This is a genomic window from Shewanella sp. 10N.286.52.E4 (assembly GCF_041468785.1).
GTDB classification, from domain to species: Bacteria; Pseudomonadota; Gammaproteobacteria; order Enterobacterales; family Shewanellaceae; genus Shewanella; species Shewanella electrodiphila.
Map to the genome: position 1 here is coordinate 53,971 of NZ_JBFRJJ010000043.1, position 26,435 is coordinate 80,405.

The following is a 26,435-nucleotide window of genomic DNA, read 5'->3' on the forward strand; positions in this document are numbered from 1 at the left end:
TAATCTGAATATAGATAAGGTTTGCCGCAAAGTCGGCACACTAATGGCTCATTATTAAGGACCTAAGCATGTCAGATTCAGCTCCAAATAAAGCATTTTACGATCGTGCAAACCAGTTTATTAACGTGGCTAATGAGCACAACCAAGACCCAGAAATTAAAACTGGTGAAATTAGCGCTTCTTTTATGTATTCACTATCGCGCTATAACGCTTGGTTCGGTTCTACAGGTTTTGAGAGTGCAGAACAAATGCAGCAGAAAAAAGCGGATATGATGGAGTATTACGTCGAAGAGTATCGCAAGATGCTTGAAGGTAACATGGACGACTATATCGCCAATTTCGATCAATACCGTAAAACGCAAAAGTAAGCCTGTTGCTGCACAGCGCTAGGTTATGATTTAAAAAATCCACTATCAGAGTATCGTTAAGATAATCGACAGTGGATTTTTTTATCGTTAATTACCCCGGTAACAACGGCATCGCAGTATTGTTTCCAATACAAACGGGCAAGACAAGATGACCAAGTCCCTATATCGCGTTGTGCTTAGTCCTACTGAGTACTCTGCCACCTGCAATCAACACTCAACACTCAACACTCAACAATCAAGAATGTGAAATGGGCTCATCAATAGGTACTATAGCGCTAATTGTTGTCGATGCAGCCATGCTACCGGATTGCCTAACAGTGGTAACTGCCATACACCATAATGCTCATCATCTTGTAGGCGGTAGTAGCGAATATCATTATCGAACAATAGGCTGCGGCGCAACGAGCTGTAAAAAGTGAACAGTTCGCCTTGTTTTCCTAAATGTTGATCTGGAGTGAGGTGTTGATGGTCAACGGTCATGAAAAATACACTTATGTTGTGACCTTCTTGCTCTATTTGTTGCTCATTAAATTGATAACGAGCTTGAAACTGTATCGATGCCCCATCGCAATTTAACAGGCTAATACAGGCATCAACCGTCATAATACCTGCTTTGTCTTCGTTGTAGAGCAAGGCCATCCTAAAATCGACTCTTACGATGCCACCAGATTCAGTCGGATAATAAATATAATTATTATAATGTTGCTCGGTTAATTCAGTTGTTTGTACAGCCGCTTTGGGTAAGGTTAATTGATTTCTGGACGGCGTGGTGGTGAGCTGTATCTTTTGCGTCAGCAGCTGTAGTTGTACTGCAGATATTAAGGCGTTATGGCTAACGGTATTGAGCAAGCCCGTTTGAGCGCAATCACCTTCTGGGCAAATTGCTAAACTGTAGTAATGATTGTGTTGTCCTAGCCATTGGGGCTGGGATGGATTAATTATGGGCAGCGGCAATGAATCACAGTGATCTTCTGAGGTCGCCTCAATGACTGCTGTTAATGGATGCTGTTGGCATAACTTAAAAGGCAGGTTTACTGAAGACGGTTGCCATTGTCTATACCCTATAACGGCGATAATGATACTCAAAAATATCAATATAACCATAGCTTTGATGGTTAGGGTTGTACGGGGATTTTTGTTTTGCTTTGTGGTCTGTGGCGCGTTTAATGCGTAACCATGACGCGGAATGGTTTTAAGCTCTATTGACTCATCGCTGGCAAGCTTTCGTCTTAAGGTACTGATGCATTGATTGAGAGATGCATCAGTCGCATTGCGGTTAGGCCAACCAGCTGATTGTAAATCGGTTTTAGTGGCAACACCTTCAGCCAGTATTAGATGTTTTAATACTGCATTTTCTGAAAACGATAATGAGTGCTGCTCACCTGTTCTAGCATCCGTCAGGGTTTGTTTGTCAGAATCGAATAGCAAGTTGGCCAGCAACAACATGAAAATTCCTGAGTGCGTTAGAAGAGATATAATATAGCGAAATGTGGTTGATATTGATGTGAAAGTGGTCAAAAAAATGACCTTCCTCAAATAAAAGGGGCATAAATGCCCCTTTGGTGGAGTGATGATGAATTTGGGGATTAATTCAATTTATGCTGTTGTTTGAGTTTGTCTAATTTATGGCAAGTCACACAGGATTCTGTTTCCAGTTCATCCTTAGGGACACCAAAACGACCGCCATTTTGCTCCATATGCGCACGTACATGGGGCTTAATTACCATGGTATTGCTGTCTTCGTCATACCGCTTGGCATGGCACGAATAACAAGTTGCCGACACTGGGCTCACATAAGCATCGACGTTAACATCAGTGGCCGGATATGCTCTGCTATCAGGATCATAAGTCAGATCCAATGCCAAGGGTTTGCCTTCTTCAGTTAAACGCTCTGCACCAAAAGTGTCACCTTCATGACAACGGTAACAGTTGGCTTGGTTAGCGGGGTAATTGACTGAGCGGATCCAATCCGGTTGTTTCTGAGTTGCCCGCTGGTTGTTATGTAATGAATGCATCCAGATTTTATGATCTGGGTGACTCACAACGAGTTGCTCAACAAAGTCTTTGTCACCTTGCACAGTATGACGTTCGCGAATGGCTTGGGTCGGCGGAGTATTGGGATTATGACATGCGACACATGCATCAACGATATCAGCAGTTGAGGTGCCGTAGCCTTTACCGCGAGGCATCATAGGCTTAAATGCAATAGCTTCTTCACCGTCATTACCGGAGAAACAGGTCGTATTCGCCAGCTCGAGGTTTGACTCAGTATTGCGAGAGTGACAACTGCGGCAATTTAGCTCGGTAGTATCCGTTTCTTCATTGTAACCATGACAAGAACCGCAATTTTTGTTTGACACAATTGGGCGACGTTTAATTTCATCACGCAGGCCATTGGCATCAAAGAACCAACGTTTGTTATAAGTAGCATTGCTCTTAACGCCTTCGGCACCACAGGTCGCAGCTTGACCTAAATCATCCGTGCAGAAAAAGACTCGATTCGAGATAAAGCCATAATTGTCTGAGGTATCACCAGCAAAGGTATCATTCATCTCAATTGGCCCGACCCGGTAAACAAGGTTGCCATCAACTAATGCATGCACAGGCGTTAAAGGACGTAACCCGCTTTGCTCTGACGTCATTCGTTTGGTGGTTTTACCGTAAACGGTATAGCCTCGGCCTTGTCCCATGTGACCAGCAAGCCCTATACCGTCTTGTTGCCCTTGGGTGAAATTAACATCAATGCCCCAGTTTACGTACAACTCAAGCCCGGTTAAATAATCCCAATCTTTCGCTTCTGTGCTAGTAAAAGGCAGCGGCTGGCCTTGTTGATCTTCAAGTCCAACCACGATTTCTGCAAATGATTCACCTTCAACATCAACAATTTTAGCATCGCTAATGTTGACATTCATGAGGCTGCGGCCCGCGATACCCGCATCGGCTTTGCCTCGGTGTTTATCATAGACATGCTCGGCACTATGGCAGCTTGAGCACTGGCTGTTATCACTCATACCGCTATGATCTATGTTGGCTTCTTCTAAGTTATGACAACTAGAGCAATTTTCACGAGTTGGCATTGTTTGCCAGTTTAGCGCTTCAGTGTGTTCGGTTGTTTCTTCATTGTTGTGACAAGCTAAACAGTTACCAACGGTCTCAGAGCTAACACCAATATGAGCTTGATGAGCAATGATAGGCCATGTTTTATCATCATCGACTCTGCCTGCTGAGTGGCAAGTGGCACAGTTTTCTAGGCTATCACCGCCATGTTTAATGCTGGCAATGTCTTCATGACAGCTTAAACATGTTTGACTATCGACAATATTACGGGTGAACGATAGCTCAGAACCATCGACCATGTAATCAGTGTTTTGATATGTGGTCGGCACTAACTCAGTGCCATTTACGCGGAGGATAACGCGTTGGGGTAAACTTGCATCATAGCCATTTGGAAAGTAACTGCTATCGGCTAGGTTGGTACCCATGGTGTATTGGTATTGGCCGTTAGCAAAGTCGGTTAACTCTCCAGGGCACTCTTCATTGCAGGTTTCGTTGAGCAGATATTGCCAAGCAGAGCTATCACCATTACTTGGGGCGAGTAACTGAGCGGCTTCCACTCTAATGCTGTTAATTTTTGTGACTGGCGTACCTTGTTCATTTTCAGCAGAGAATTTAAGAGTAATATTACCTTCAGAGACAGAAACATCTTCAATATCTAGGGATAAAACCTTTGCTGAAGGGCTGCTAGGTGGTGGTGAAATACCGTCTTCACCATCACGGCCATCGTTACCACACCCTGCCATAACAAGAGCGGCCAGTGACATGCTATATGCCAATATGTGCTTTTTATTGTTCATCATTATCATCTTAATTTTAGGATTATTAGTATTGCTTCCGCCGAGGACATTAGCTAAAGATGGGCAGATTTGATGAGTGAACTGTTTTAAAAATAGAGTTTTTTAGAGGGTTTGGCCTGATTTTAGATATTTTTAGCTTTTTTAACTGAAGCTGTTAATGGTTTGGCTTTGAAATAGGGCTCTCTAATAAAAATCCACTATCAGAGTATCGCTAAGATAATCGACAGTGGATTTTTTTGATTCCGTTTTTTGATTCAGTTTTTTGATTTAGTTTGATGACTCATCACCACTAACCACTAACCACTAACCATTAAGCCAATCAGCCTTTAATGTTATAGGCCCCAGTCGTGCTGAGTACCACGGTAATGGCAGCATCGCTGGTGTTTTTCCAATACCAACCATGGGCACCTGCAAAAGGGGTGGTTAATGAGCCAGTCACTTTATTTGCAGTACTAATGTTGTAGCTTTCATAATAGCCAGTGGTATCGCCTTGGGGCTCACCGTGAAAGTCAAAAAACAACGGGGCTTCATCAAGGGTGTGCCATTGATAGGTTAAATGAGTAAATTGATTGAGCAGTAATTTATATTCCAACCCTTTGCCTGCAGGAATAACCACATTGACGCTATCCGATCTTACCGCTGACGTTTTTCGGGCTTGTTTAATGTCGGCAACTAAGGGCGCGGTGACAATGACTAATTCTGCACTCTCAATACCATCTACACTTTCTTCATTAATCACACTTCCTGCATTTTCAACAGTCCCTATTTCAGCTGCTTGAGCTATTTTGGTTAACCCTAAGGCTTTGCCAATACCCGTCGGGTCGATATTGTATTCTGCAGGTAATATGGCTGTGACCAGCACAATCGCGGCAATAACACCTGCTGCGATACTGGCTTTAATAAGCGTTGCTGTGGAGTGCACCGGAATGGCCATTGGCTGCAACTGTTGTTCATTATTGTTCATGTTTGTTCCTTAAAAAATGCGGTAAATGATGATGCATATTCCGGCTGATTAATTGATAAAATAGCCAGTTAATTGAAAGCCCACTAACATTAAGCCGCTGCTCATTAGCAAGGTATTGGCGGCGGTAGAAAACTGCAGGTAGCTTTTATGACGTCGCCATAAGCTCATCACGATCAGTACTAATCCCAATGCTAAGAACTGACCGATTTCAACACCGACATTAAAGGCAATGATGTTGGCAACCAGTCCATCACTGGGGAGCTGAAACTCTTGGATCTTGGTGGCTAAGCCAAAGCCGTGAAACAGTCCAAAAATCATCACTGCAACTTTAGTATTGGGTTGAAACCCGAATAGGCGTTTAAAGCCGCCGAGATTATCAAAGCCTTTGTACACAATTGAAAACCCAATAATGGCATCAATCAGATAAGCATTAATCTGCACATCATTTAGCACTCCAAATAGCAGGGTGACACTGTGGCCAATGGTGAATAAACTGACGTAAATCAGCACATCTCTGGTGCGAAACAGAAAGAAAATTACCCCGACTAGAAACAGTAAATGGTCATATCCAGTGACCATGTGTTTAGCGCCAATGTAAATGAAAGGGAAGATGGAAACGCCCTGGTTTAAGGTCAGAAATTGCCGAGTGTCTTCATCAACACCATGGGCGAATAAAGAAAATGAAGCGAAAAGCCCCATGAATATCACGGCCATTTTTATGGCAGTGGCCAGTGGTTGGCTCATTGTTGTAACTCCAATAAGTCACGCCCAAACGCGCGTTATAAATATCACTTTACGACTGAGCTTAATCATTGAGATTAGGCTGAAATAATTCAGTTTGGCCTCGATGACTGCACAGTCAGTTAAATCACTCTTATTAAGAATATGATTATAAAGTCGGTGAGTTATTGATGTGGTGGCGGGATTGGGGGAGAAAATTGGTGACTTTGATAATTGACTGGATTATCTGAAAGGGTGCTCGAATGAGAAAATTCAGCGGTAAAAGTGGATTCGAACGGTGGATGAGCTGCTGAGTGCGAATGGCTAGAATGTTCATGATCTGCAGCGGACTGAACAGGGTGATTCGCCGTCAGTATTTCTGCCTGTGACTCAGTGGCATTAAAGGGCAGGTTAAGCGTAATGTCAGCGTCATGGTAAGGATGAGAGTGCTGTGATAAATGGGCATGATGATGAGCAAGCACAACACCTGATGGATGTTCTCCGTGAGGATATTGCACTGAGAATGCACTGCTCATGGTAAATAACAGACACAGCAATACCACTAACACTATCGACAGTGTCATTGGGGATAATGGCCTAGATTGAAATGGAAGTTTGGCCTGATGGTTATTGGAGTTCAGTTGTTTAAGCCTTGGCACCAAGTTGCGTCATTTATTCAGCTGATTAAATCAGATAACCTCTAAAACTGCCAGTGCAGTGATTATTGGCACGCTTAAGTAGGGCAAACTAGACTTGAACAGTCGTTCATTGTAAAATTGAGCAATCGTTCAATATAGTAACCTAAATACGTGATGAGAGTCCGTGGTTAGCGTCCGTAATAAGGGTAAGTTTATGAGTAAATTAGCCAAGTTTAATCGTGAAGACACGATTCAAAAAGCGGCCAACCTATATTGGGAAAAAGGTTTTCACGCCACTTCAATGCGCAACCTGCAAGAAGTGATCGATCTACGCCCTGGTAGTATTTATGCCAGCTTTGGTAGTAAAGAAGGACTGTTTAAAGAGGCTTTACAATACTATGCTCAAATGGGTGTTGAGATGCTAGCGAAGTGTCGCGTCGATGCTGGCTCGCCAATAAAAGCATTAAAACTGTTTATTGAACGCTCTGTCATTTGTAATAAACCTGCAGCCCCGAGCGGTATGTGTATGTTGGTGAAAACAGTTGCAGAATTAACTGAAGATAATGCCGATTTATTAGCAGAAACCAAAAATGCATTAGCAATGGTTGAGTCAGAATTTGCCGCGTTATTATCTGAAGCACAAGCATTGGGCGAGCTAGATGCTAAACAAGATCCACAAGCATTAGCGCGTTTTATTCAGGTGCAAATTATAGGTATAAGAACCTATGCACATGCGAATCAAGACGATAAAACGATTCAAGATCTAATCGATGCTGTTTTTGATAGCTCACAGCTAAAAGCATGTCGTTAACCATTTTCTGTTAAATTAAACGCCTAGCCTATTGATGGCTTTTTTGGGGAGCTAGCATGGCTACAACACTCGCATTTGATGTTTATGGCACCTTAATTAATACCCATGGTGTATTAGCGCAGTTGCACACTATGATGGGTGACAAAGCTTATTTATTTTCCACTACCTGGCGTGAGAAACAATTAGAGTATTCTTTTCGTCGAGGGTTGATGAAAAACTATGTTCCTTTTAGTGAGTGTACCCGCCAAGCGCTAGATTATAGCTGCCTGTATTATCAAATCGAATTAACTCAAGCTCAAAAACATACCTTACTCGAAAGCTATAAAACCTTGCCAGCATTTGATGACGTTAAACCCAGCTTGCTTGCCCTTAAAGCCGAAGGGTATCGTTTATTTGCTTTCTCAAATGGCACTAATGAAGCGGTTGAAACCTTATTAACCTCGGCAGGTATTGCAGAATTTTTTGAAGGTGTAGTGAGCGCTGATGAAATTCAAACCTTTAAGCCTAACCCTGCTATTTATCAGCACTTTTTAAGCCGAGCAGACAGTGTTGCAGCTAACACATGGCTCATCTCCAGTAACCCATTTGATGTGACTGGCGCCATATCAGCTGGCATGTACGCCGCATGGGTTCAGCGTAGTCCTCAAGCTATATTTGACCCGTGGGAGATTAAGCCGACACGGGTCGTTAATAGTTTACAAGGCTTGTCTGAGAAATTAGCCTCTGATGAATAAAAAGCTAATTAACGCATGCAGTTTAGGAGTCAGTTAAGGTGAGTGAGTCTAAAATACCTTGGCCACTGTGAATACCGCCTTCATTTTCGCTCGCAGGTTTACTGCGGATCAAGTACCCAGCATAACCATCAAACTCCGTCATTGAATCACAGAGTACAAGCCTGCTTGGGTAGTGCTCTGTGCATCCTAAGTCATCTCGCTTTATACTAGCTACTCACTCCCATCATATTGCAACAACGAGCACAGCTAAATGCCGACCATTAACCAAGCTGGGTTAACTGAAGTTACTGCTTCAGAACAAGCGCCAAATTCTGAAACAACCCAAACTCATCAGCATTTTAAAATCTTTAAACCCTTTGGTTTTTTAAGTCAGTTTGTGCCTGAAACTCGTAAGAAAAAGCACTTACTGGGGGAGCTGCATGCTTTTCCTGAAAAAACCATGGCAATTGGCCGATTAGACCATGACTCAGAAGGACTGTTGCTACTGACAACAGACGGCATGATGAGTCATAAGGTTCGCAGTAAAGGCATCGAGAAAGAATACTATGTGCAGGTTGACGGTGATATTACCCCTGAGGCGATTTTACTGTTACAAAGCGGCGTTGAAATTGGCATAAATGGCAGTAAATATCTCACCTTACCTTGCAAAGCCTTTAAGTTAAAAGCCGACCCAGAATTACCGAGTCGAGGGCGTAAAATCCGCGACCCAAGACATGGGCCAACCAGCTGGGTATCAATTACTTTGTGTGAAGGCAAGAATCGTCAAATACGTAAAATGACAGCTGCAGTGGGGTTTGCAACATTGCGATTAGTGAGAGTACGGATTGGGGATATCCATATTGATGATATGGATGCAGGGGAAGTGATTGAGCTAGATGGGTTTGATGAAGCACTGGGTAGTTAATAGTTAATCGTTAATAGTTAATTGGAAGGGATTGGTAGTTGGATGGGATAAATTGAATCGATAAAACCCTTTTAAATGAATAGTTTTAGTTTGAAAGTCGTGGCGCTTCGCCCACACCAGAGTCAAGGGGTAAAGCGCTAGTACCCCTTAACAAACCCTCAGCGCCCCGACGAAAAATGCTGAAAAGCGCATGATTTTCGATGGGGATTGATCCAGCTTTTGACTTTGTTTGATTACTGCTTCGGCCTTCTTCGAAAATGCTAACGCTTCCGATGGTGCATCCCTGCACCTCGAAAGCTAGCCTGACGTCCTGTCAGGCTCACGCTATTTTCTTCAACGTCCTCAATTCAAATGGAATTTTTGGGCAGGTAAAACTATTGATATTTGTGCTTTTATCTTTTTTCTTCTACATATAAAGTTAAATCGAAGAGACAGAAATCCCAGTGTAGATGCAGCAGCGAGCTTCTGATTGCCAAGGATGGCAGGAATGTCATTATTGTCGGGAACAAATTTGACCAAAACATCGATGTTTTGGCAGAGCTTTCAGGGACCTTTTGATTTCTATAAAACGTGTAGCGTCTAGCAGTTGTATCAGCACATAAGCCTGCGGCAGGCAATAGATTAGATTGAAGTTGTGGGTTTAGATAAATTAGCCAATATCAATAGGGTTACGTTACAACGACCAATAAAGCCGTCAGGCTTAAATCCTAGTCATCATAAAGAGTCTGCAGTGCATTTCTGTCGTTTCAATGGGAACGTATGAACCTTATGCAGGCTATTGCATTTTTATTTAAGTACTTTTAAACCAAACATGTAGCGTGTGATATTAAGTGGCCTAATTAGGAAGTAACAAATTGTGCTGCAGGTTATTAGCGATAGGAGTAAAACTGATATTGATTTTATAGCAATGCCAGCATCCCACTGAACGATATAGAAAGCAAAAACCACGATGATGGTTTGATGCAAAATGTAGAAGGGGTAAATCAATTCGTTAGTGGTGCGCAGCCATTTGGGTGTGCTACTACAAATGGCGCTTGCATAGCCAAATAATGCTAATAACCCCGACCATGACACTAGAGTGCAGACTAACCACCAAATCTGCCAGCGAACTGCTAGTGAAGCGTACTCACTGAGATCTGGTGAATAGTAATACCCATAGAAAAGTACTGAACTCAGCATAAAAATGATTAAGTTTAGTTTTCGACTTTCGCGTAGTGACTGCCATATTTGGGGGCTGTTTATAAAGCACATACCTGCTAGAAAGAAAAAGAAATAGAACAAAGAAATAGATAGGTTTTCAATATTATGATCTTGTGAAGGCATCCAATGCTTGCAGCCTAATCGGATGATAATTAGAGTAATCACTAACGAAAACAACCCATATCTAGACTTAGTAATGTGTTCGATGACGCGAATAAAAGCATTTCCAGTTTGAGAATGTAGAATCTTATTCAGCGGAATTGCGAGCACCATAAACACAATTAGAAACTCAATAAACCACAAATGATTCGCGTTAAATGAAAGCGCTAATTGCTGGTAAGCGGTAGTTAAATTTTTATAATCATTAATATGTTCATAATAAATTTGTGGCGGCACAATGAGTATCATGCCAATAATTAAAGGGACAAATAAACGGTGGAATTTGCTTAGTAAAAACTTGCTAGCGGGCAGTTTTTTCAATAATAACAAACTGCCAGCACCGGCTATAAAGAATAGAGAAGGTAAGCGTAATTGCTCAAAATAAACCATGATATCGTCAAGTAATTTGCTCGACTCATTGTTCATCACATGCCAACCATCACCATTGAATGGCATAAAAACATGATGTAAAAAAACGCCAAAAATTAAAATGACTCTTAGCCAGTCTAATTCTGAAAACCTATCATTATCCATTGATAAACTTACCTTCCATTGCTTTATTACTTGGTTAAGCTCACTTTATTAAGTGCAATGATGCTTTATACCACTTCAACAATACATTGTATTTTATTAGAAAAAAACTAAACCATCTTTGACAGTTCTGCCTTAATTTTACTAAACAGTGGATGCTTACTCTTTAATTGTGCAACGTTCTTCGATGTCTCAAATGTGGCAAGGGTAGAAGCCTCCCATATTAGATTGTGACATCCAATGAAGTAAGTTGAAGTTATGAGTTTAAGCAAAGCGCTAATACTGACTTTTGACGTTACTTCATTGCTCGTCAATAACATCGAATTCTCGACTAACGCGTCAATTATTTTTTGTTTTATAATTCATTGAGATAGATGAAATTATTTGATTCTTTAGTTTGGTATTAATAATGAAATAAAATGCTGTAACTAAGCTGATACTCTTTAGTTTATTTTATTAAAATTCAATGAATTAGCATAAGTTGCATTTTGACGTCGGTGTCAAAATATTGCTAGTTGAAACAGTGATTATTACGCTAGATAATTGCTTCGACTTTATCAGAGTATCAGCTCCTATAGTTCACTCCATTTAGTCTTTTTCCTTATTTTACTTTATCTCTTTAACTCCCAAGGAGTGACTTGCTGTGTCAAAGCAAATATTTAAACTTTCATCAATTCTTACTGCCATGTATTTCATCGTGCCTACTACAGCTCAAGCTCATGGCTGGGTAGAGTTTCCTGAGGCGAGACAATCAATCTGTTATGAGCAAGGTGGACTTTGGACTGGTAATCCACCTAATGCAGCTTGTGCTGCGGCACTGCAAGAGTCGGGCACCTACCCATTTATTCAACGTAATGAAGTGGCTATTAACATTCAAGCGCCAGATTACCTTGATCAAAACATTGTTAAAGCAGCTATTCCAGACGGTTCATTATGTTATGCCAATGACTCGCAAAAAAGTGGTCTAGGTATCGCACACTCAGACTGGACGCGCACTGAAATCGCGCCAGGGACATTTGAATTTATTTTCAATGCAACAGCGCCACATAACCCGTCATACTGGGAAATCTATCTAACAAAACCCGGTGTTGATGTATCCCAAACTCTTAAGTGGGATGATTTAGAATTAATTCAAGAATACGGTGATATTACTGTAGGTGCTGATAAAAAGTATCGCATGAACGTGACTATTCCAGCTGATCGCAGTGGTGATGCCGTGTTGTATACAAGATGGCAGCGTATCGACCCTGTCGGTGAAGGTTTCTATAACTGCAGCGACATTACCATTACTGGTGATGAACAGCCTCCGGTTGATCCAGACTTACCTTACTTAAATAAAGGTGAGCAATTTATCCCGAGTGACATCAGCATTAATACCCCTCAAATCGGTGAGTCGGTTAAATATGATGTGCTGAATCAATATGGTGAAGTACATAACTCATTTAGCATTAAAATCACTACTGATAATCAACTCGATTGGGATCGATTATTAGCATCGCAAATCAGTGGCTACTACGAAACTAATCACAGTGGTCATGTGTTTATTGGTGATTGGCATGCTGAAATGAATCACTACATGTATTTTAGAGATAACCTACATGCTAATTACTTTAATTCAAAAGATGAGCGTGCTTCAGGTGTATTCAGTATTGTTGCTGAAGAAATTGACCCACAATTAAAAGCTGTTATCACGCCACAGGCTTTACAAGAAATTGAAATTGCTGAGGTAGAGCACGGCACTGTAGTCGTGCTTCATCCACATAATACCCAAGGTGAGTTTGATAGTGTGCAATGGGCGCAATTAAGTGGTCCTGCCGTAAATGTTGAGCAAGGTTTGTATAACGAGTTAATGGTTAATACTCAGCAATTAGATAGCCAAGGTGAGCATGAATTGTCGTTTAGATTAACGGTATCAAACAGCGAAGGCAGTGACAGTTCAGTATATGGATTCACTGTAATCGGTGAAGAAGAAACGCCAGAAGTTCCACCTGTTGAAGGGGATTGGGATGCGGATAAGGTTTATGTTGAAGGGGATACAGTAACATTTGATGGTCGAACTTGGACAGCTAAATGGTGGACCCAAGGTGAGCAACCTGGCACGACAGGTGAGTGGGGCGTTTGGCGATAATATCGCTTTGCTAATAGCCATTATTGGTAAAACTAGAGCCACTTAATCAATGACATTAAAGCCAGTTTAGTTAGCTAAACTGGCTTTTTATTTTTTAGCATTTCCTGATCTGCTTTATCGAGTAGTTCAACAAAGTCAGTATTAAGATCCACGTCAATAATGCCGATGGAAACACTGTAATCAGGTAGATTAGGGCTGTGTCTGGCCGATAAAAAACCTTTCTGTAATCGCTGTTTGATCACCGTTTGGTCGTTCTTATTTTCTAATAGCACTAATGCGACAAATTCATCGCCACCAATGCGGCCAATAACGTCGCTTTGACGCACAGTTGCTTTTAACACCACACCGATATGTTGGATTAATTCATCTCCCACTTTATGGCCAAATTGGTCATTGATCTGTTTAAAGTTATCCACATCTAGATAGCATAACCCTAGTTTGGCTTGATTGCGTTTTGCTAAAGATATGCGTTGTTTACCTAAGACTTCAAAGCCTCGGCGGTTATTAATTTCTGATAGCGGGTCGGTAATCGCAAGTTGCTGCATTCGGCCATATAGGTCGATTAAGGTGAGATCGGATTCAAGGATATCTTTTAACTGTTCAATGAGCTCCAGGTAGCTGGGTTCATATTCTGTTTGGTCGTAGTCCATCACACAAAAAGTGCCGAAAGGCGTGCCGTCGGGCCAAAAAACCGGTACACCTAAGTATGAAGTAAAGCCATCATTATGGACTTCGGGGTTGGTATCCCAGCAGGGATCAATAGGGGCATTGGCAACATAAAGTGGCTCACCTGTTTCAACGATCTTGCGGCAAAATATATTGGCTTCAGGTTCAATGATAATACCGGCTGCGTAAGGGTTGCTGCTTTGTTGACTGGCAATAGTGACTTGAAACCCATCAGGAGTGTATTGGACTAAAAAGCCCGCGGGAGCATGAAACACTTTGGCGAGAAGGTTGACTGTTTTTTGCCATTTATCGAGCGAAATTAGCTCATTAGGTTTATCAAGTAGGAAAGCTTTGGGATCAAGTATTGTTTTTTTATTCATTGATCAGTCCGTCATACGTTCATGAAGAATTTAATTATAGTGCAAAAAATTGAGTAGAAATTTATGGTCTATTTATTGCGATGAATATAGATAAACAGCAGCTCAATGAGCTGCTGTTAAGGGGGATTTGCAAGTTCACTGTTGGCGAATTGCGATTGCAAATTGCCGATTGCTATTGTTTAGCGAGCAGCTCAGTCAGCACTTGCTTGTAAGTCTCAACTGGGTGAGCGCCATTTAATGCGCTGGTGCGATTAAACACGACCGTCGGAACAGACGATATACCTGCCGCGGTCCATTGATCTTTTTCTGCTTTTAGATGTGCTCTGACTTCTGGGTTATCCAGTAATGCCATGGCTTCGTCGGAATTTAGGCCGACTGCGGCAACTTCACTGGCTAGTACATTTCTGTCGGAGACATCTTTATGCTCGGTAAAATAGGCACTGAATAAACGCAGTTTTAGCTCTGTTTGCTTACCTTGAGATTTGGCATAATCCAGTAAAATATGAGCATCAAAGGTGTTAACGATTTTTGAATCGTCATTAAAGTTAAATGCAAACCCTTGTTCGGCGCCACGTTGGGTGATGTTTTCTCGAGCTTTAGCGCTATCTTGTGCGCTAGAACCGTATTTACGCGCAACGTGATCACGTAAGTTTTCCCCTTCTGCTGGCATATCGGGATTGAGTTCGAACGGTTGCCATTCAAGCTCAATTTGATCTTCAATACCGAGTTCAACAATCGCCTGGTTTAAGCTGTTGTAACCAATGATGCACCATGGACATACGACGTCTGAGACAACGTCGAGTTTAATTTTTGTCGACATAAAAGACCTTATACTGCTGAATAGAAAGAGGGGGCAGTAAAACATTAAAGAGTGGATAATGCACCACTCTTTTCTAGTATGTTATTTACTTAGTCGCTTGCCAGTTAAACTGTTGGAATGGCTCATCAACGGGGGTTTTAGCCACATGGTTTACATAGTTACTGATCACTTTTTGCGATAAGCCTAAAATGATTTCCAGTAATTGTTGTTGGCCATAACCAGCTGCAAAAAAGGCTTCCATTTCTGCGTCAGATAACACGCCACGATTGCGCACCATTAATAATGTGGTGTCATGCAGCGCTTGCAGTTTAGCTGTTGGCATTGCACCGCGGTTTCTTAATGCTTCAGTTAACGCAGCATCGACCTTCATTGAGTGAGCAATCCCAGTGTGAGCCGGTACGCAATAAGTACACTCATGTTCAACATTGATGGTTTGCCATACAACCGTTAACTCTTCGGCATTAAAAGATGACTGAGTAAACAGAGTATGCAGTGTTTGGTATGCCTCAAAAGTACTCGGCGATTCGGCTAACACACCATGCAAATTGGGGATCATGCCAAATGCTTTTTGAGAACCTTCTAACATAGCTTTGCTAGCCTGTGGGGCGGTGTCGATATTGTGGATAGTAAATTTGCTCATGGTATTACTCCAATTTTTATTTGATAGGGCTTAAGGTGGCAAAACCCTAAAACAGGATGTCATTCAAAAGTGTCGGGGTTAACCGCTCGGTATGGCAATACTATACCCCTACCTTGAACGATCGTTCAAGTTATATTTTGAACAAGTGTTCAAAAAGACGGTTATTACTGCTTATCTCTATGATTTATCGTTATAATTTTTTTAGTGAGATTGAAGTGGCAGAACGATAAATAGCCATCATGGCATGTGCTAAATAGCCTTCGAGCTTTATGTTTAAGTGTTAACTTGCTATACATAATAATGACTTACTGATATTTCACCGTGTCACCCAATTATTTGTATCTTTTGAGATTTTGGATAGATTTTATGAAAGGCCAATCGCCTTATAGCCGAATAGAACGCGTGCTTGATTATATTCATCACAATAGTGATAAGACGCTCGGCTTAGATGAGCTTGCTGAAGTGTGCCAGCTTTCTCGCTGGCAATTACAACGTATTTTTCAGCAGCAAACGGGCTTGAATGTGGCGCAGTATGTCCGAGAACTAAAGTTAAGTCTTGCAGCGGATAAAGTGGTGACTACAGATGATCGGATGTTGGATATTGCCTATCAATTTGGCTTTACCTCAGAGGTGAGTTTTAGTCGTTCTTTTAAGCAACTTTTTGGGCTTAGCCCTAGCCAATATCGCAGACGTGGCACCAAAGTCGGCTTGCGTAATGCGATAACTCAACGCGCTGAACACTTTATTGATAGCACCTCATTACAAACCCGTATTGAACATAGGCCGAGCTTTACCGTTTATGGTGTATCTACTCCTGTGAATGGTTTACTGGCTGAGGCGCCGAATTTTGCGACCATAGTGCCGATTACATGGGAGTCGTTATTCAATCTGATTGACGATGAAGGGGCTTTAACGGCGCAAATGATTGGCGTTGTTGATACCCGATTACCTAAAGACCTGCATTACTGGGCTGCGCTTACGGTCGATACTGAGTTGCCTTTGGCGATTCAGGCGTTAGTCGAGTTGGAGCAATTAACCTGTTTAACAATACCAAGCCAAGAATATGCAGTGGTGTCTTATCATGGCTTGCTAAGCGGTTTTGGTCAGCTAGTTGAATGGTTAATTTGTGACTGGTTACCTCAATCAGGTTTTGAGGGCGTTGATGGTTTTGATTTAGAGCATTATGGTGCCCTAAGTATCAACACGGATGAACCTTCCCATATGGAGTATTGGCTGCCGATTAAAAGCGTGACTTAATTTACTTCTATTGCCTCTCTCTTTGCATCTTGTAAGTGTGACACTTCTCTCGAAATAGCATTTATTTTATAAATTCATCCCTTCATGCACCAAATTGTTAAATGTATCTAGTTGAAACACTATATCATCCGCGCTTGATAATCATTCTCATTAGTATTCATGTTTACTGACATGGAATTGAACGTTAAAAAGGCAGAGGGCGGTATGGTCTCATCTAACAGTAGTAAGTCATTTAAATTATCCATGGTTGCAGCAGCAATGAGCGCATCTATGGTTTATAGCCAGCAAGTGTTAGCTGAAGACATTAATGACTTATCGATTGAAATCCCAAAGTTTGAAACCATTACAGTTCTTGGCCAAGCCTATCGAAATACAGCGACTAAAACATCGCTAACGGCGCTTGAAACACCTCAAGGCGTCACCGTTATAGACAGCGAATTACTTGAGCAACGCGGTGTTAAGTCATTAAACCAAGCACTGCGATATGTGCCAGGCGTGACCACTGAGCAAAAAGGTGGCGCTGTCACCATGTATGACACCTTTAATATTCGTGGTTTTGATGTTAACCAAAGCTACTATGACGGCTTAGTACTGCAGTCACTAACGGGTTGGAACTTACAGCCTCAAATTGACCCTGTAGCGCTTGAGCAAGTTGAAGTGTTTAAAGGACCAACGTCAGTACTTTACGGTTCAATGCCACCAGGTGGCATGGTCAACATGATTGCTAAAACCCCACAAGATGCACGCAGCACTGAAGTGAATGTGGCGGCAGGTTCTGATAATTTAATCGAAGCCTCTATTGATACCACTGGTCAAATTGGTGACAGTGATTTTTCTTATCGCGTGATTGCCTTAGCGCGCAGCAAAGATAGCCAAGTTGATCATACCGAAGAAGAACGTTTTGTGTTCGCACCTTCGATTGATTGGAACGTGTCGGACAGTACCTACGTAAACTTCAATCTGTACTACCAGAACGATCCATCAATGGGAATGAACTCATCATTGCCGTCATCAGGCATGATTTATGACAATCCAAACGGCAGCACTAGCTCATCGACTTTCGCTGGCGACAAAAACTGGTCTGAGTTTGAGCGTGAGTTTGTATTAGCGGGTTATAAAATCAATCATGATTTCAACGATAACTGGTCGTTTTTGCAGAACTTCCGCTATATGGATGCGACGTTAACGCAAAAGAATACTTACCATTTAGGTGATAACTTTGATCCTGAAACAGGCATCCTAGATCGTAACATTTACAGTACTGAAGAAAGCTCAACAGGTTTCACCATTGATAACCAATTATCAGGTTTAGTTTATACCGGTGATGTTGAGCATAACTTGTTGTTCGGTCTTGATTACCAAAAACTTGATGGTGTTTCGGCTTATTCAGAATATGGGATGACCAGCCAGTTTGGTACGTTCAACATCTTTAATCCGAATAACGACATGATCAACCCGTCCGAATTAACTTCGACTTATGATGCGACGGATGACGTTAAAGTTGAGCAAACGGGTTTGTATTTCCAAAACCAAATGCGCTACGACAATCTAATCATGATTTTGGGTGGCCGCTACGATGACTACAGCTCATCGAGTGAATATTCAGATGATTATGCTGATACAAACTCAGCAGCTGATCATCAAGAGTTTTCATACCGCGTTGGCGCAATGTATGAGTTTGAAAGTGGGATTTCGCCATTTGTTAGCTATGCCACCAGTTTTGAGCCAGTTGCGGGGACTAAAACCGATGGTTCAACTTACAAACCTGAAATGGGCGAGCAGTTTGAGTTCGGTTTGAAGTATGGCTCAGCAGATCAAAGCAAAACAGCGGCCTTGTCATTCTTTAACATTGTTAAAAGTGATGCCTTAATGGCGAACCCTGATGATCCTTGGGGCGATAAACTGCAAATCGGTGAGATTGAATCTCGCGGCGCTGAATTCGAAGGCCAGTGGTTTGTTAATGACAATGTCGATGTCGCGGTTAATTACACCTATATCGATATGGAAATTACCAAAGACAGCGGTAACGGTCTGCAAGGTACTCAACCTATTTATGTACCGAAACATGCAGCATCATTGTGGACTAACTACCACATTGATGATGGTGCGCTAGCGGGTATGCGTATTGGCGGTGGTGTGCGTTATGTGGGCGAAATGCAAATGGACGCGATGAACACTGACCAAGTTGAATCATACACCTTAGTGGATTTATCAGTAGGTTATGATCTTGGCGAGTTCAGCAGCAGTTTATTAGGTGCTAGCGTTAATTTAGTTGCTAATAACCTATTCAACGAAGAGTACTACACCTGTTATGACTCAGTGAATTGTTGGTACGGCGCAGAACGTAACGTTGAATTAAACTTCAAATATAACTTCTAATTGCGTTTACGATAGCCATAAATACGGGGCGAAAGCCTCGTTTTATGGTTTTACTTATTTATGAAAGCTATTAGTAATAAAAGCTATTAGTAATGAATGCTAACTGACCAATGTAATAAGTGGCGATGCAATGAGTTTATCTGTTTTTAACGATATTTATCAGCAATGCGAACAAATCTCTCCTTACCTTAAAGGGGAGATTTTGGTTTCTGACGCTCCCGATTCATCACTGATTTCATCTCAGCAATCGAACTTACAAAACATTCGTTCTCTGCATCAAAGTATTAGGCAGCAATCGCCTGAAGCGGGCCAAGCTTATTGGCTGACTCGCAGCTGGGATTTACTGACTTGGCAGCCGCTATATGTTGCTATTACAGCGATTTATCATTGCCAAGCCCTACCTGATTTATGCAATATGTCCCAGCGTCACCAAGACGGTGTAGTGGCAGGATTTTGCTTTTCGTGCACTGACTGCAGCACGGGCGAGTACCATCAGTTAGTGAGTGCAGCAGGTCAGCAATTACTGACTATCTTTGAGCATTTTCGCCAAGAATTAGATCAATCAGTCCGTTGTCGTCCTCGATTTGTAGAGCATTTAATTGCAGATGCCTTATTGAATCGTCTACTCTTGTTGCAACAGACTAACCCTGAGTTTTCAGCCTATTTTATCCGTCAGCAGGCGGCATTATGGTTAAATGCGTTGTCATTGCCAGACGAACATCTTAAGAAAATTCAGCTATCACCTATAACCAACCAATTAGTATTTACTCGTTCAAGTTGCTGCTCGGTGTATAAAACCGTCACTGGCCAGAAATGCGCTAATTGTCCCAAGCTAAAACAGAAGAGTGTTTAATGTACCAACTGAACGACGTCAAAGTTATCCGCGATCAACGTACCATTCTTGATATCGAGCAACTCAATATTGACCCTCATGCACTGACTGTGGTCCTTGGGCATAATGGCTCGGGTAAGTCGACACTGGTTAATTTACTTTCCAATCAATTTCAGCCTGAGCAAGGTGAAATCACCTTGGCAGATAAAACGTTAAGTAAATACAGCGCGAAAGACTTAGCTCGTACTGTGGCATATTTGCCACAAAAACTGCCTGAGGTGGCAGGGCTCAACGTGGCTGAATTAGTGCGTTTAGGGCGTTTTCCTTGGCGCGGTACTTTAGGGCGCTGGCGCGATGAAGACCAAGCGATTATTGAGCAAGCAATGGCAGAAACCGGCGTTTCTGATTTTAAAGATACTTTAGCGGATCAGTTATCAGGTGGTGAGCGTCAACGTACTTGGGTGGCGATGTTACTGGCGCAGCAAGCCAAATTGATGATTCTAGATGAACCCACCTCTGCGCTTGATATTCAGCATCAGTACCAGTTAATGGAATTACTCAGCCGTCTTAATAAAGAGACAGGGGTTGGCGTGATTGTTATTTTGCACGACTTGAACCTTGCACTGCGCTTTGCTACCCAAATTATTGCACTAAAGAAAGGCAAAATCGCTTTTCAAGGTGATACCGATATTTTGTTAGATGAAACCTTACTCAGTGATTTATACGCGACACCAGTGACATTAGTCGATCACCCAAGCAAGCCGCATAAGGTGGCGATTGTATGCTAAGAGTCGTGGTTTTATTGTGCTTAACCGCTGTGCTGATGATGCCACATAAAGGCTTTACGGATCAGCTCCGTAGTACTAACTCAATAATTGAAATTAAAGATAGCAATGGTATTCAGCAGTTTGCCAACATTCCCACTCGAGTTGCTGCGTTGAATTGGGATGTTGCTGAGCAAGTACTTGAATTAGGCGTAACGCCCATCGCAATGCCTGATGTCGCTGGGTACAAAGAGTGGGTAATGAATCCTGCTGTGCCTGATGAGGTGATGGATGTGGGCACTCGCGTTGAACCGAACTTTCAACGTTTGGCTGCGCTGAAACCTGATGTGATTATTATCGCTTCACCACAATTAGATTTATTGCCACGACTTGAACAAATCGCGCCAGTGTTATTTTTTCAAACCTACAGTGAACACCATGATAATGCTCAAGCTGCATTAGATAACTTTTTGAGCATCGCCAAGCTATTAGGCAAAGAGCCTGAGGCGCAAACGAGAATTGCTCAAATGCATGCGGTGATAGCCGAACAAAAACAGCAATTGCTGAGTGCCTATAACGGCACTTTGCCAAAAGTGAGTACGTTTCGTTTTGCCAGCATGACATCGGTATATTTATACGGTGATAACTCGACAGCGCAATACGCACTTAAATTATTAGGCATTGAACCCGCATTAAAAGTTGAAGCCACTCAATGGGGCCTTAAACAGCAGCGTTTAAAATCACTGCGTTATATTGGTGATGGTGTCGCGTTGTATTTTGAGCCATTTGCCCAAGAAGCTGAACTTAGCCAAAGCGTGATGTGGAATGCCATGCCATTTGTGCGTCATAACAAGATGAACAGTATTGCCCCAGCATGGAACTACGGAGGGGCAATTTCAATTGAATATATGGCACAAGCCCTGACTAAAAGCTTATTAGCCATTGCCCCCAATTCAGTTAATACAGCGCCAATGGCCATCGACGCTGAGTTAATGAGCTCTGATAAATCAGCGATTGAAGGAGAGCTTTAATGAGTCAGCCTTTAATTAATCGATATGCATTAACCTTTATTGGCTTGGTCCTCGCCGTGCTGGTGTCGGCTCAAATTGATACCCAAATTCAAGTTTCCAAGCAGCTCAGTTTATTGATGCATTTTGCTGACAGACAAGCATTGGCAGATAATTTTGATGCCATCATGTTTGTAGAGTCTCAACTACCTCGTATTGTCATGGCGATTATGGTCGGCGCGATGCTGGGGTTAGTGGGCAGTCTAATGCAGCAATTGACCCAAAACCCGCTGGTGTCACCGATGACCTTAGGTACCGCCTCTGGCGCCTGGCTTGCGTTAGTGATTATGAATGTGTGGTTTCCAACGCTGGTGGGCGATTATGCCTCTGTAGCGGCGTTAATTGGCGCCATGCTGACCCTTGGCTTAGTGATATTGATTGCAGGTGTGCGTAACCTTGCAGGCTTACCTGTGGTACTAGCGGGTATGGCAGTTAATATTCTATTGGGCGCAATAGCAACGGCGATCATTTTGCTGAATGATCAATATGCTAAAAACCTATTCATATGGGGCGCGGGCGATTTAGCACAAAATGGCTGGCAGCAAGTGCAATGGTTACTCCCTAAGTTGTCAGCTGCAATATTGATTTTCTTATTTGCGCCAAGAGTACTGGCTTTATTGCGCATGGGCCAAGCGAGTGCTTCAGCTCGTGGATTAAACATTATTCCGGCGATTCTCGGTTTATTTGCCATTGGCTTATGGTTAGTCGCTGCTAGCATTACCACTGTGGGCGTCATTAGTTTTATAGGTTTGTTGGCGCCTAATATTGCCCGTCAACTTGGGGCAAGAACCCCTAAAGATGAACTGTTTTATAGCATGTTGTTAGGCTGCGTTATCTTAGTGATTACCGACGCTTTAGCTGTGGGGTTAAGTGTACTCACATTTGATCTGGTTCCTTCTGGTACCGCCGCAGCCTTGATTGGTGCGCCAGCATTAATTTGGTTCACCCGCCGTAAGCTATCGGCGCAAGATCAATTGTCATTTTCAATGCCGAAAAGTCATTATGCAATGAGCCAACCTAAGTTATTGGGCTTATTGTTTGTCTTGGTGGCCCTTGGAGTATTTACTACCTTGTTTAATCAAGTCACTCATGGTCAAGGCGTGACAAACGGACAAGAAGTCAGCTGGATATGGGCAATCCCTGATGCCTTTGGCTGGCAAATTCAATGGCCAAGATTGATAACATCAGCTGCTGCTGGTGCAGGGCTTGCGGTAGCAGGGGTGTTATTACAGCGTTTGATCTATAACCCGCTTGCCAGCCCAGATATTTTAGGTATTTCTGCGGGGGCAACGTTGGCATTGGTTGGCGGGGCGATTTTTATTGGGTTAAACATCTTTAGCACCGCACCTGTGATTGCCTTTCTAGGCAGTATGTCGGTGCTAGGGGTATTGCTTGTACTGGGTAAGCGTCACCAGTACGCGCCTTCAATGCTGATTTTAATTGGTATTGCGCTGACTGCATTGATTGAAGCCATCGTGCAGTTTGCCTTAGCTAAGGGTGATGAAACCTCCTACATTATTTTAAGTTGGCTTGCGGGCTCAACCTACCGAGTCACGCCGTCATCGGCAGTAATGCTAGCCGCGATTGTAATTGGTTTGATTGGCTTTGCATTAGTCACATGTCGTTGGCTGACGCTGATTTCAACAGGGCGTGAGTTTGCTAAAGCGCGTGGTTTAAATGTGCCGCGGGCGTTTGTGTTATTGCTGTGTTGTGTGGCTTTATTGTGTGCTGCGGTTACAGCAACCATGGGACCGGTTTCTTTCATTGGGTTGTTAGCGCCGCACATGGCGGTGATTTGGGGCGCGAAAAAAGTGGAGATGCAATTGCCCACGGCGGCAATACTAGGCGCGAGTTTGATGGTGTTTTCTGATTGGCTAGGGCAAAACTTAGTCTATCCATCGCAAATTGCAGCGGGCACTATCGTGTCGATAGTTGGTGGCATCTACTTTATTTTATTGCTGCTTAAAGGCAGGCGCTCGATGAGTTAGCTTTGATGAATTAATAAAGAGCTCACTGCAATCATTATAAGTGAGCCCTTTTGTCTTTCAGATCAAGTTTGTTGGGGCTGAGATCAGCAACAATCGCGACTTAGCTGCTAAGATGGATAAAATACGATGCTTAATACGCTTTGTTTTATCTACACTTATCAGTATAGGAATTAATTTATGTCATCCACCACCAAGCAATTAGCCCTTTTTCTTGATGTGGTTCAGCAAGGTTCTTTTACAAAAGCTGCCACCTTGCATGATATGGATAATTCGCTACTGTCGAAGCAGATTAAAAAGCTTGAAACTGAGCTTGGGGTGCAACTGCTCAACCGTTCTACACGTTCTTTTTCGTTAACCTCTGCAGGTGAAGAAATTCTAGTCAAGGCGCAGCAACTGACTGACACCTTATCTCAAATTCAAAATATTGCTGATTCATATCAATCTGAACCCAAAGGAATCATTCGTATTACTTCTGGGATTTACTTCGGGCAGGAATATCTACAGCCTGTGGTTACCGCGTTTATGAAGCGCTACCCTGATGTAAAAGTCACCCTTAATTTAGATGACAAACTCACCGATATTATTACTGATCACTTCGATTTGGCGTTTAGGGTAGGTAAGCTGACCGAGTCTAATTTAATTGCCAAGAAAATCGCTAAAACCCATTTTGCGATAGTCGCTTCAGAAGCCTTTATTGCTGAACATGGCATGCCGACAACTCCTGAAGAGTTGGTGCTATTACCCGCTGTGGTTTACAGCAATGGCAATGTCAGTTTAGATCAAATGCGCTTAACTGAAGTCCCTCATGGTGAGCAATACAAAAATTACCAAATGCGCGGTAATTATCATATCAGTGATGTACGTTCACTGATGAGTGCGGTGCAATCGGGTATTGGCTATGCCATGGTGGATTTATTTAATTTAGATCAACCTATTGCAGAGACTAAATTGGTACCACTGCTAACCGATTATGGTTTATCCACCATGGATACGGGGATTTATGCGGTGTACCCGCATCGTAAGCAAACCTTGTTAGTCAGTGAGTTTATTAAAGTGGTACAAGAATACATCGGCACACCACCGTTCTGGTTAGATCACCTGCCTGATTATAAGCACCTGTATAAGTAGTATTTGGAATTGAAGTTGTAAGATATTAAAGGTTGAAGCTGAATTTTGGGGTAGTGGGTTAGCTTTCTAAGCATTTCTGGACAAAGATTTGTTACACCAGACCTGCTTATGGGAATCAGAAAACTTGCAAATTCTGCACAATAAACAAGGCGGGGAAGTGTCTTAAGGTATAATTTTTAATTACTTCCAGCAATCATAACCAAACTGACTACTTAACGTCGTATCAAAAACACCTTTAAACATGGTTACTTTCTTTCCTTCTATAGTCGTTATCATCCTGATAGGCATTCCATTGAAAGCTGGCATATATTGAACTGAGGTATCAAGAGGCGATATTGCATATTCTCTAAAATCAATTTTGTGCTGTATAACTTCACCAGTCTCCATTGGATACCAGTCACCTTGACCACCGGCATTTGCCTTACTAGTCATTTTCGGGTAACTTTCAGAAATATTGAGGTTGACTAAATCAACTCCAAATCGATGAGCATCATATTTATCTACTTCCATAAAAGCTGGATCTACCAGCAGCTTTTGACCGGAGACATTAGTAATTTGAAAAATCGTTTGTCCCTCATTTGTACATAGAGGAAGAAACTCTAATTTCAAATATTGTTCATCTGTAACTTTTTCATAAAGAGAAGCTGCAGAGGGTATATCTGAGACCACACAAATACTTAAAGTAATGATTAATAATACTTTATTATCCATAAACCTCCATAGCGCCTTCAAGAAATTAGTAGGGTAAATTAGTCGGGGCAGAGTAAATTTTATATGGGAGTTGTTTGATACATCATTATTAAATGGCCTTTCTTCCTTAGATGGTGTGCTCGGTGATTATCTTCGAGGCTACCCAACTCTATCCTTAAGTTGCTTTACTTTAATACAGCTTATGCAGATAATTCAATGTTTTTACTTAGTTTTTATTGGATAGATTATTTTAAATTATCACTTCAATCTAACCTATTTCCTGCCGCAGGCTTATGTGCAGATACAACTGCGAGACGCTGCATTCTTTATTTAAATTAAGCTCTGCCAAAAAAAATAACGTCCTTGTTAAGCAGCCAGTTCGGCATCCATGCCTCTCGCTCAGAGCGTTTCACACTGTGAAACTTCGCCATGTTTTGGTCATATTTGTTCCCGACAAATAATGACATTCCCGCCATCCTTGGCAGTCAGAAGCTCGCTGCTGCATCTACACTGGGATTATTGTCTCTTCGATTTGACGGTATTCGCGACAACTAAAAGATCAAAAAGATACAAATCTAAAAGACTCAAGTTGCGTGGGTGCTTTTGATCTTCTTTGAATGTTCAATTTGAAATGAGGTAAGCAAGATAATTACGTGAGTTCAGACATGGATGTCTGACTAGCTTTCGAGGGGAAGGGTCACTCCTTGGCATCCATGCCATCGTGACATTCGTAAATCCATTTACTTCAGATGCCCCATCGTAAGCGTTAGTGATTTTGTAGCTTGCCGAAGCGGACTCAAAATGAAGTTTAAA

General features: G+C 42.2%; 23 protein-coding genes and 1 pseudogene. 13 read left to right on the forward strand and 11 right to left on the reverse strand.

All coding sequences use genetic code 11. The annotated features are described in order from the left end of the window. Positions 1–68 precede the first annotated feature (68 nt). Positions 69–368, forward strand: a complete 300-nt coding sequence (locus AB4153_RS19135; RefSeq protein ID WP_229370896.1) for a DUF3144 domain-containing protein — start codon at positions 69–71, stop codon at positions 366–368. 267 nt (positions 369–635) lie between these two features. On the opposite strand, the gene AB4153_RS19140 is transcribed toward AB4153_RS19135, so the two are convergent. The 5 genes from AB4153_RS19140 to AB4153_RS19160 form a co-directional block, all read right to left on the reverse strand. Beyond that, on the reverse strand, positions 636–1,814 hold the full coding sequence (locus AB4153_RS19140; protein WP_371998396.1) for a transcriptional regulator: 1,179 nt from the start codon (positions 1,812–1,814) through the stop codon (positions 636–638). Between the two features lie 140 nt (positions 1,815–1,954). Beyond that, positions 1,955–4,222, reverse strand: coding sequence for an OmcA/MtrC family decaheme c-type cytochrome (locus AB4153_RS19145; RefSeq protein WP_371998397.1), 2,268 nt, complete (start codon positions 4,220–4,222; stop codon positions 1,955–1,957). A 319-nt stretch (positions 4,223–4,541) separates the two neighbouring features. Continuing rightward, complete coding sequence (locus AB4153_RS19150) at positions 4,542–5,186, reverse strand: hypothetical protein (RefSeq protein WP_371998398.1); 645 nt, start codon at positions 5,184–5,186, stop codon at positions 4,542–4,544. Between the two features lie 48 nt (positions 5,187–5,234). Further along, positions 5,235–5,930, reverse strand: a complete 696-nt coding sequence (locus tag AB4153_RS19155) for a HupE/UreJ family protein (RefSeq protein WP_371998399.1) — start codon at positions 5,928–5,930, stop codon at positions 5,235–5,237. 161 nt (positions 5,931–6,091) lie between these two features. Beyond that, positions 6,092–6,490, reverse strand: a complete 399-nt coding sequence (locus AB4153_RS19160; protein ID WP_371998400.1) for a hypothetical protein — start codon at positions 6,488–6,490, stop codon at positions 6,092–6,094. 268 nt (positions 6,491–6,758) lie between these two features. Between AB4153_RS19160 and AB4153_RS19165 the strand changes: the two genes are divergently transcribed. Further along, positions 6,759–7,355 (forward strand): TetR/AcrR family transcriptional regulator, encoded by a 597-nt coding sequence (locus tag AB4153_RS19165; RefSeq protein WP_371998401.1) that lies wholly within the window; start codon positions 6,759–6,761, stop codon positions 7,353–7,355. A 56-nt stretch (positions 7,356–7,411) separates the two neighbouring features. Then, entirely contained in the window at positions 7,412–8,089 is a 678-nt protein-coding gene (locus AB4153_RS19170) for a haloacid dehalogenase type II (protein ID WP_102527671.1), read from the forward strand. A gap of 22 nt (positions 8,090–8,111) precedes the next feature. Here AB4153_RS19170 and AB4153_RS19175 read toward each other — a convergent pair. Continuing rightward, positions 8,112–8,228: pseudogene (locus tag AB4153_RS19175) on the reverse strand (hypothetical protein); the annotation flags it as partial. Between the two features lie 111 nt (positions 8,229–8,339). On the opposite strand from AB4153_RS19175, the gene AB4153_RS19180 reads away from it, so the two are divergent. After that, entirely contained in the window at positions 8,340–8,993 is a 654-nt protein-coding gene (locus AB4153_RS19180; protein WP_102527670.1) for a pseudouridine synthase, read from the forward strand. 786 nt (positions 8,994–9,779) lie between these two features. Here the strand turns inward: AB4153_RS19180 and AB4153_RS19185 are convergent. Next, positions 9,780–10,886: an acyltransferase gene (locus tag AB4153_RS19185; protein ID WP_303517269.1), complete on the reverse strand. Its 1,107-nt coding sequence runs from the start codon at positions 10,884–10,886 to the stop codon at positions 9,780–9,782. Positions 10,887–11,526: 640 nt separating this feature from the next. On the opposite strand from AB4153_RS19185, the gene AB4153_RS19190 reads away from it, so the two are divergent. Beyond that, positions 11,527–13,011 (forward strand): lytic polysaccharide monooxygenase, encoded by a 1,485-nt coding sequence (locus AB4153_RS19190; protein WP_371998402.1) that lies wholly within the window; start codon positions 11,527–11,529, stop codon positions 13,009–13,011. Positions 13,012–13,085: 74 nt separating this feature from the next. On the opposite strand, the gene AB4153_RS19195 is transcribed toward AB4153_RS19190, so the two are convergent. From AB4153_RS19195 to AB4153_RS19205, 3 genes are all read right to left on the reverse strand, one after another. Further along, the gene (locus tag AB4153_RS19195) at positions 13,086–14,057 is read right to left on the reverse strand and encodes a diguanylate cyclase (RefSeq protein ID WP_371998403.1); all 972 of its coding nucleotides are present in this window, start codon (positions 14,055–14,057) and stop codon (positions 13,086–13,088) included. 172 nt (positions 14,058–14,229) lie between these two features. After that, on the reverse strand, positions 14,230–14,877 hold the full coding sequence (locus tag AB4153_RS19200; protein WP_102527667.1) for a DsbA family oxidoreductase: 648 nt from the start codon (positions 14,875–14,877) through the stop codon (positions 14,230–14,232). A gap of 85 nt (positions 14,878–14,962) precedes the next feature. Then, a complete protein-coding gene (locus AB4153_RS19205) occupies positions 14,963–15,517 on the reverse strand; it encodes a carboxymuconolactone decarboxylase family protein (protein WP_371998404.1) in 555 nt (184 codons plus the stop codon). Between the two features lie 366 nt (positions 15,518–15,883). On the opposite strand from AB4153_RS19205, the gene AB4153_RS19210 reads away from it, so the two are divergent. The 7 genes from AB4153_RS19210 to AB4153_RS19240 all read left to right on the forward strand — a co-directional run bounded on the left by AB4153_RS19210 (position 15,884) and on the right by AB4153_RS19240 (position 24,932). Then, the gene (locus tag AB4153_RS19210; protein ID WP_371998405.1) at positions 15,884–16,774 is read left to right on the forward strand and encodes a helix-turn-helix domain-containing protein; all 891 of its coding nucleotides are present in this window, start codon (positions 15,884–15,886) and stop codon (positions 16,772–16,774) included. Between the two features lie 171 nt (positions 16,775–16,945). After that, positions 16,946–19,153 (forward strand): TonB-dependent siderophore receptor, encoded by a 2,208-nt coding sequence (locus AB4153_RS19215; protein ID WP_371998406.1) that lies wholly within the window; start codon positions 16,946–16,948, stop codon positions 19,151–19,153. Between the two features lie 130 nt (positions 19,154–19,283). Next, a complete protein-coding gene (locus tag AB4153_RS19220; protein ID WP_303517265.1) occupies positions 19,284–20,006 on the forward strand; it encodes a siderophore ferric iron reductase in 723 nt (240 codons plus the stop codon). Beyond that, a complete protein-coding gene (locus AB4153_RS19225; protein WP_371998407.1) occupies positions 20,006–20,773 on the forward strand; it encodes an ABC transporter ATP-binding protein in 768 nt (255 codons plus the stop codon). The genes AB4153_RS19220 and AB4153_RS19225 overlap by 1 nt, the downstream gene beginning before the upstream one ends. Further along, positions 20,767–21,780, forward strand: a complete 1,014-nt coding sequence (locus AB4153_RS19230; protein ID WP_371998408.1) for an iron-siderophore ABC transporter substrate-binding protein — start codon at positions 20,767–20,769, stop codon at positions 21,778–21,780. Before AB4153_RS19225 ends, AB4153_RS19230 begins: the two co-directional genes overlap by 7 nt. After that, positions 21,780–23,804: a Fe(3+)-hydroxamate ABC transporter permease FhuB gene (gene fhuB, locus AB4153_RS19235; protein ID WP_371998409.1), complete on the forward strand. Its 2,025-nt coding sequence runs from the start codon at positions 21,780–21,782 to the stop codon at positions 23,802–23,804. The genes AB4153_RS19230 and fhuB overlap by 1 nt, the downstream gene beginning before the upstream one ends. Positions 23,805–23,981: 177 nt before the next feature. Next, on the forward strand, positions 23,982–24,932 hold the full coding sequence (locus AB4153_RS19240; protein ID WP_371998410.1) for a LysR family transcriptional regulator: 951 nt from the start codon (positions 23,982–23,984) through the stop codon (positions 24,930–24,932). 180 nt (positions 24,933–25,112) lie between these two features. Here AB4153_RS19240 and AB4153_RS19245 read toward each other — a convergent pair whose 3' ends face one another. Then, positions 25,113–25,643, reverse strand: a complete 531-nt coding sequence (locus AB4153_RS19245) for a hypothetical protein (protein ID WP_371998411.1) — start codon at positions 25,641–25,643, stop codon at positions 25,113–25,115. 408 nt (positions 25,644–26,051) lie between these two features. Between AB4153_RS19245 and AB4153_RS19250 the strand changes: the two genes are divergently transcribed. Beyond that, positions 26,052–26,177: a hypothetical protein gene (locus tag AB4153_RS19250; protein WP_371998412.1), complete on the forward strand. Its 126-nt coding sequence runs from the start codon at positions 26,052–26,054 to the stop codon at positions 26,175–26,177. The last annotated feature ends 258 nt before the right edge of the window (positions 26,178–26,435 follow it).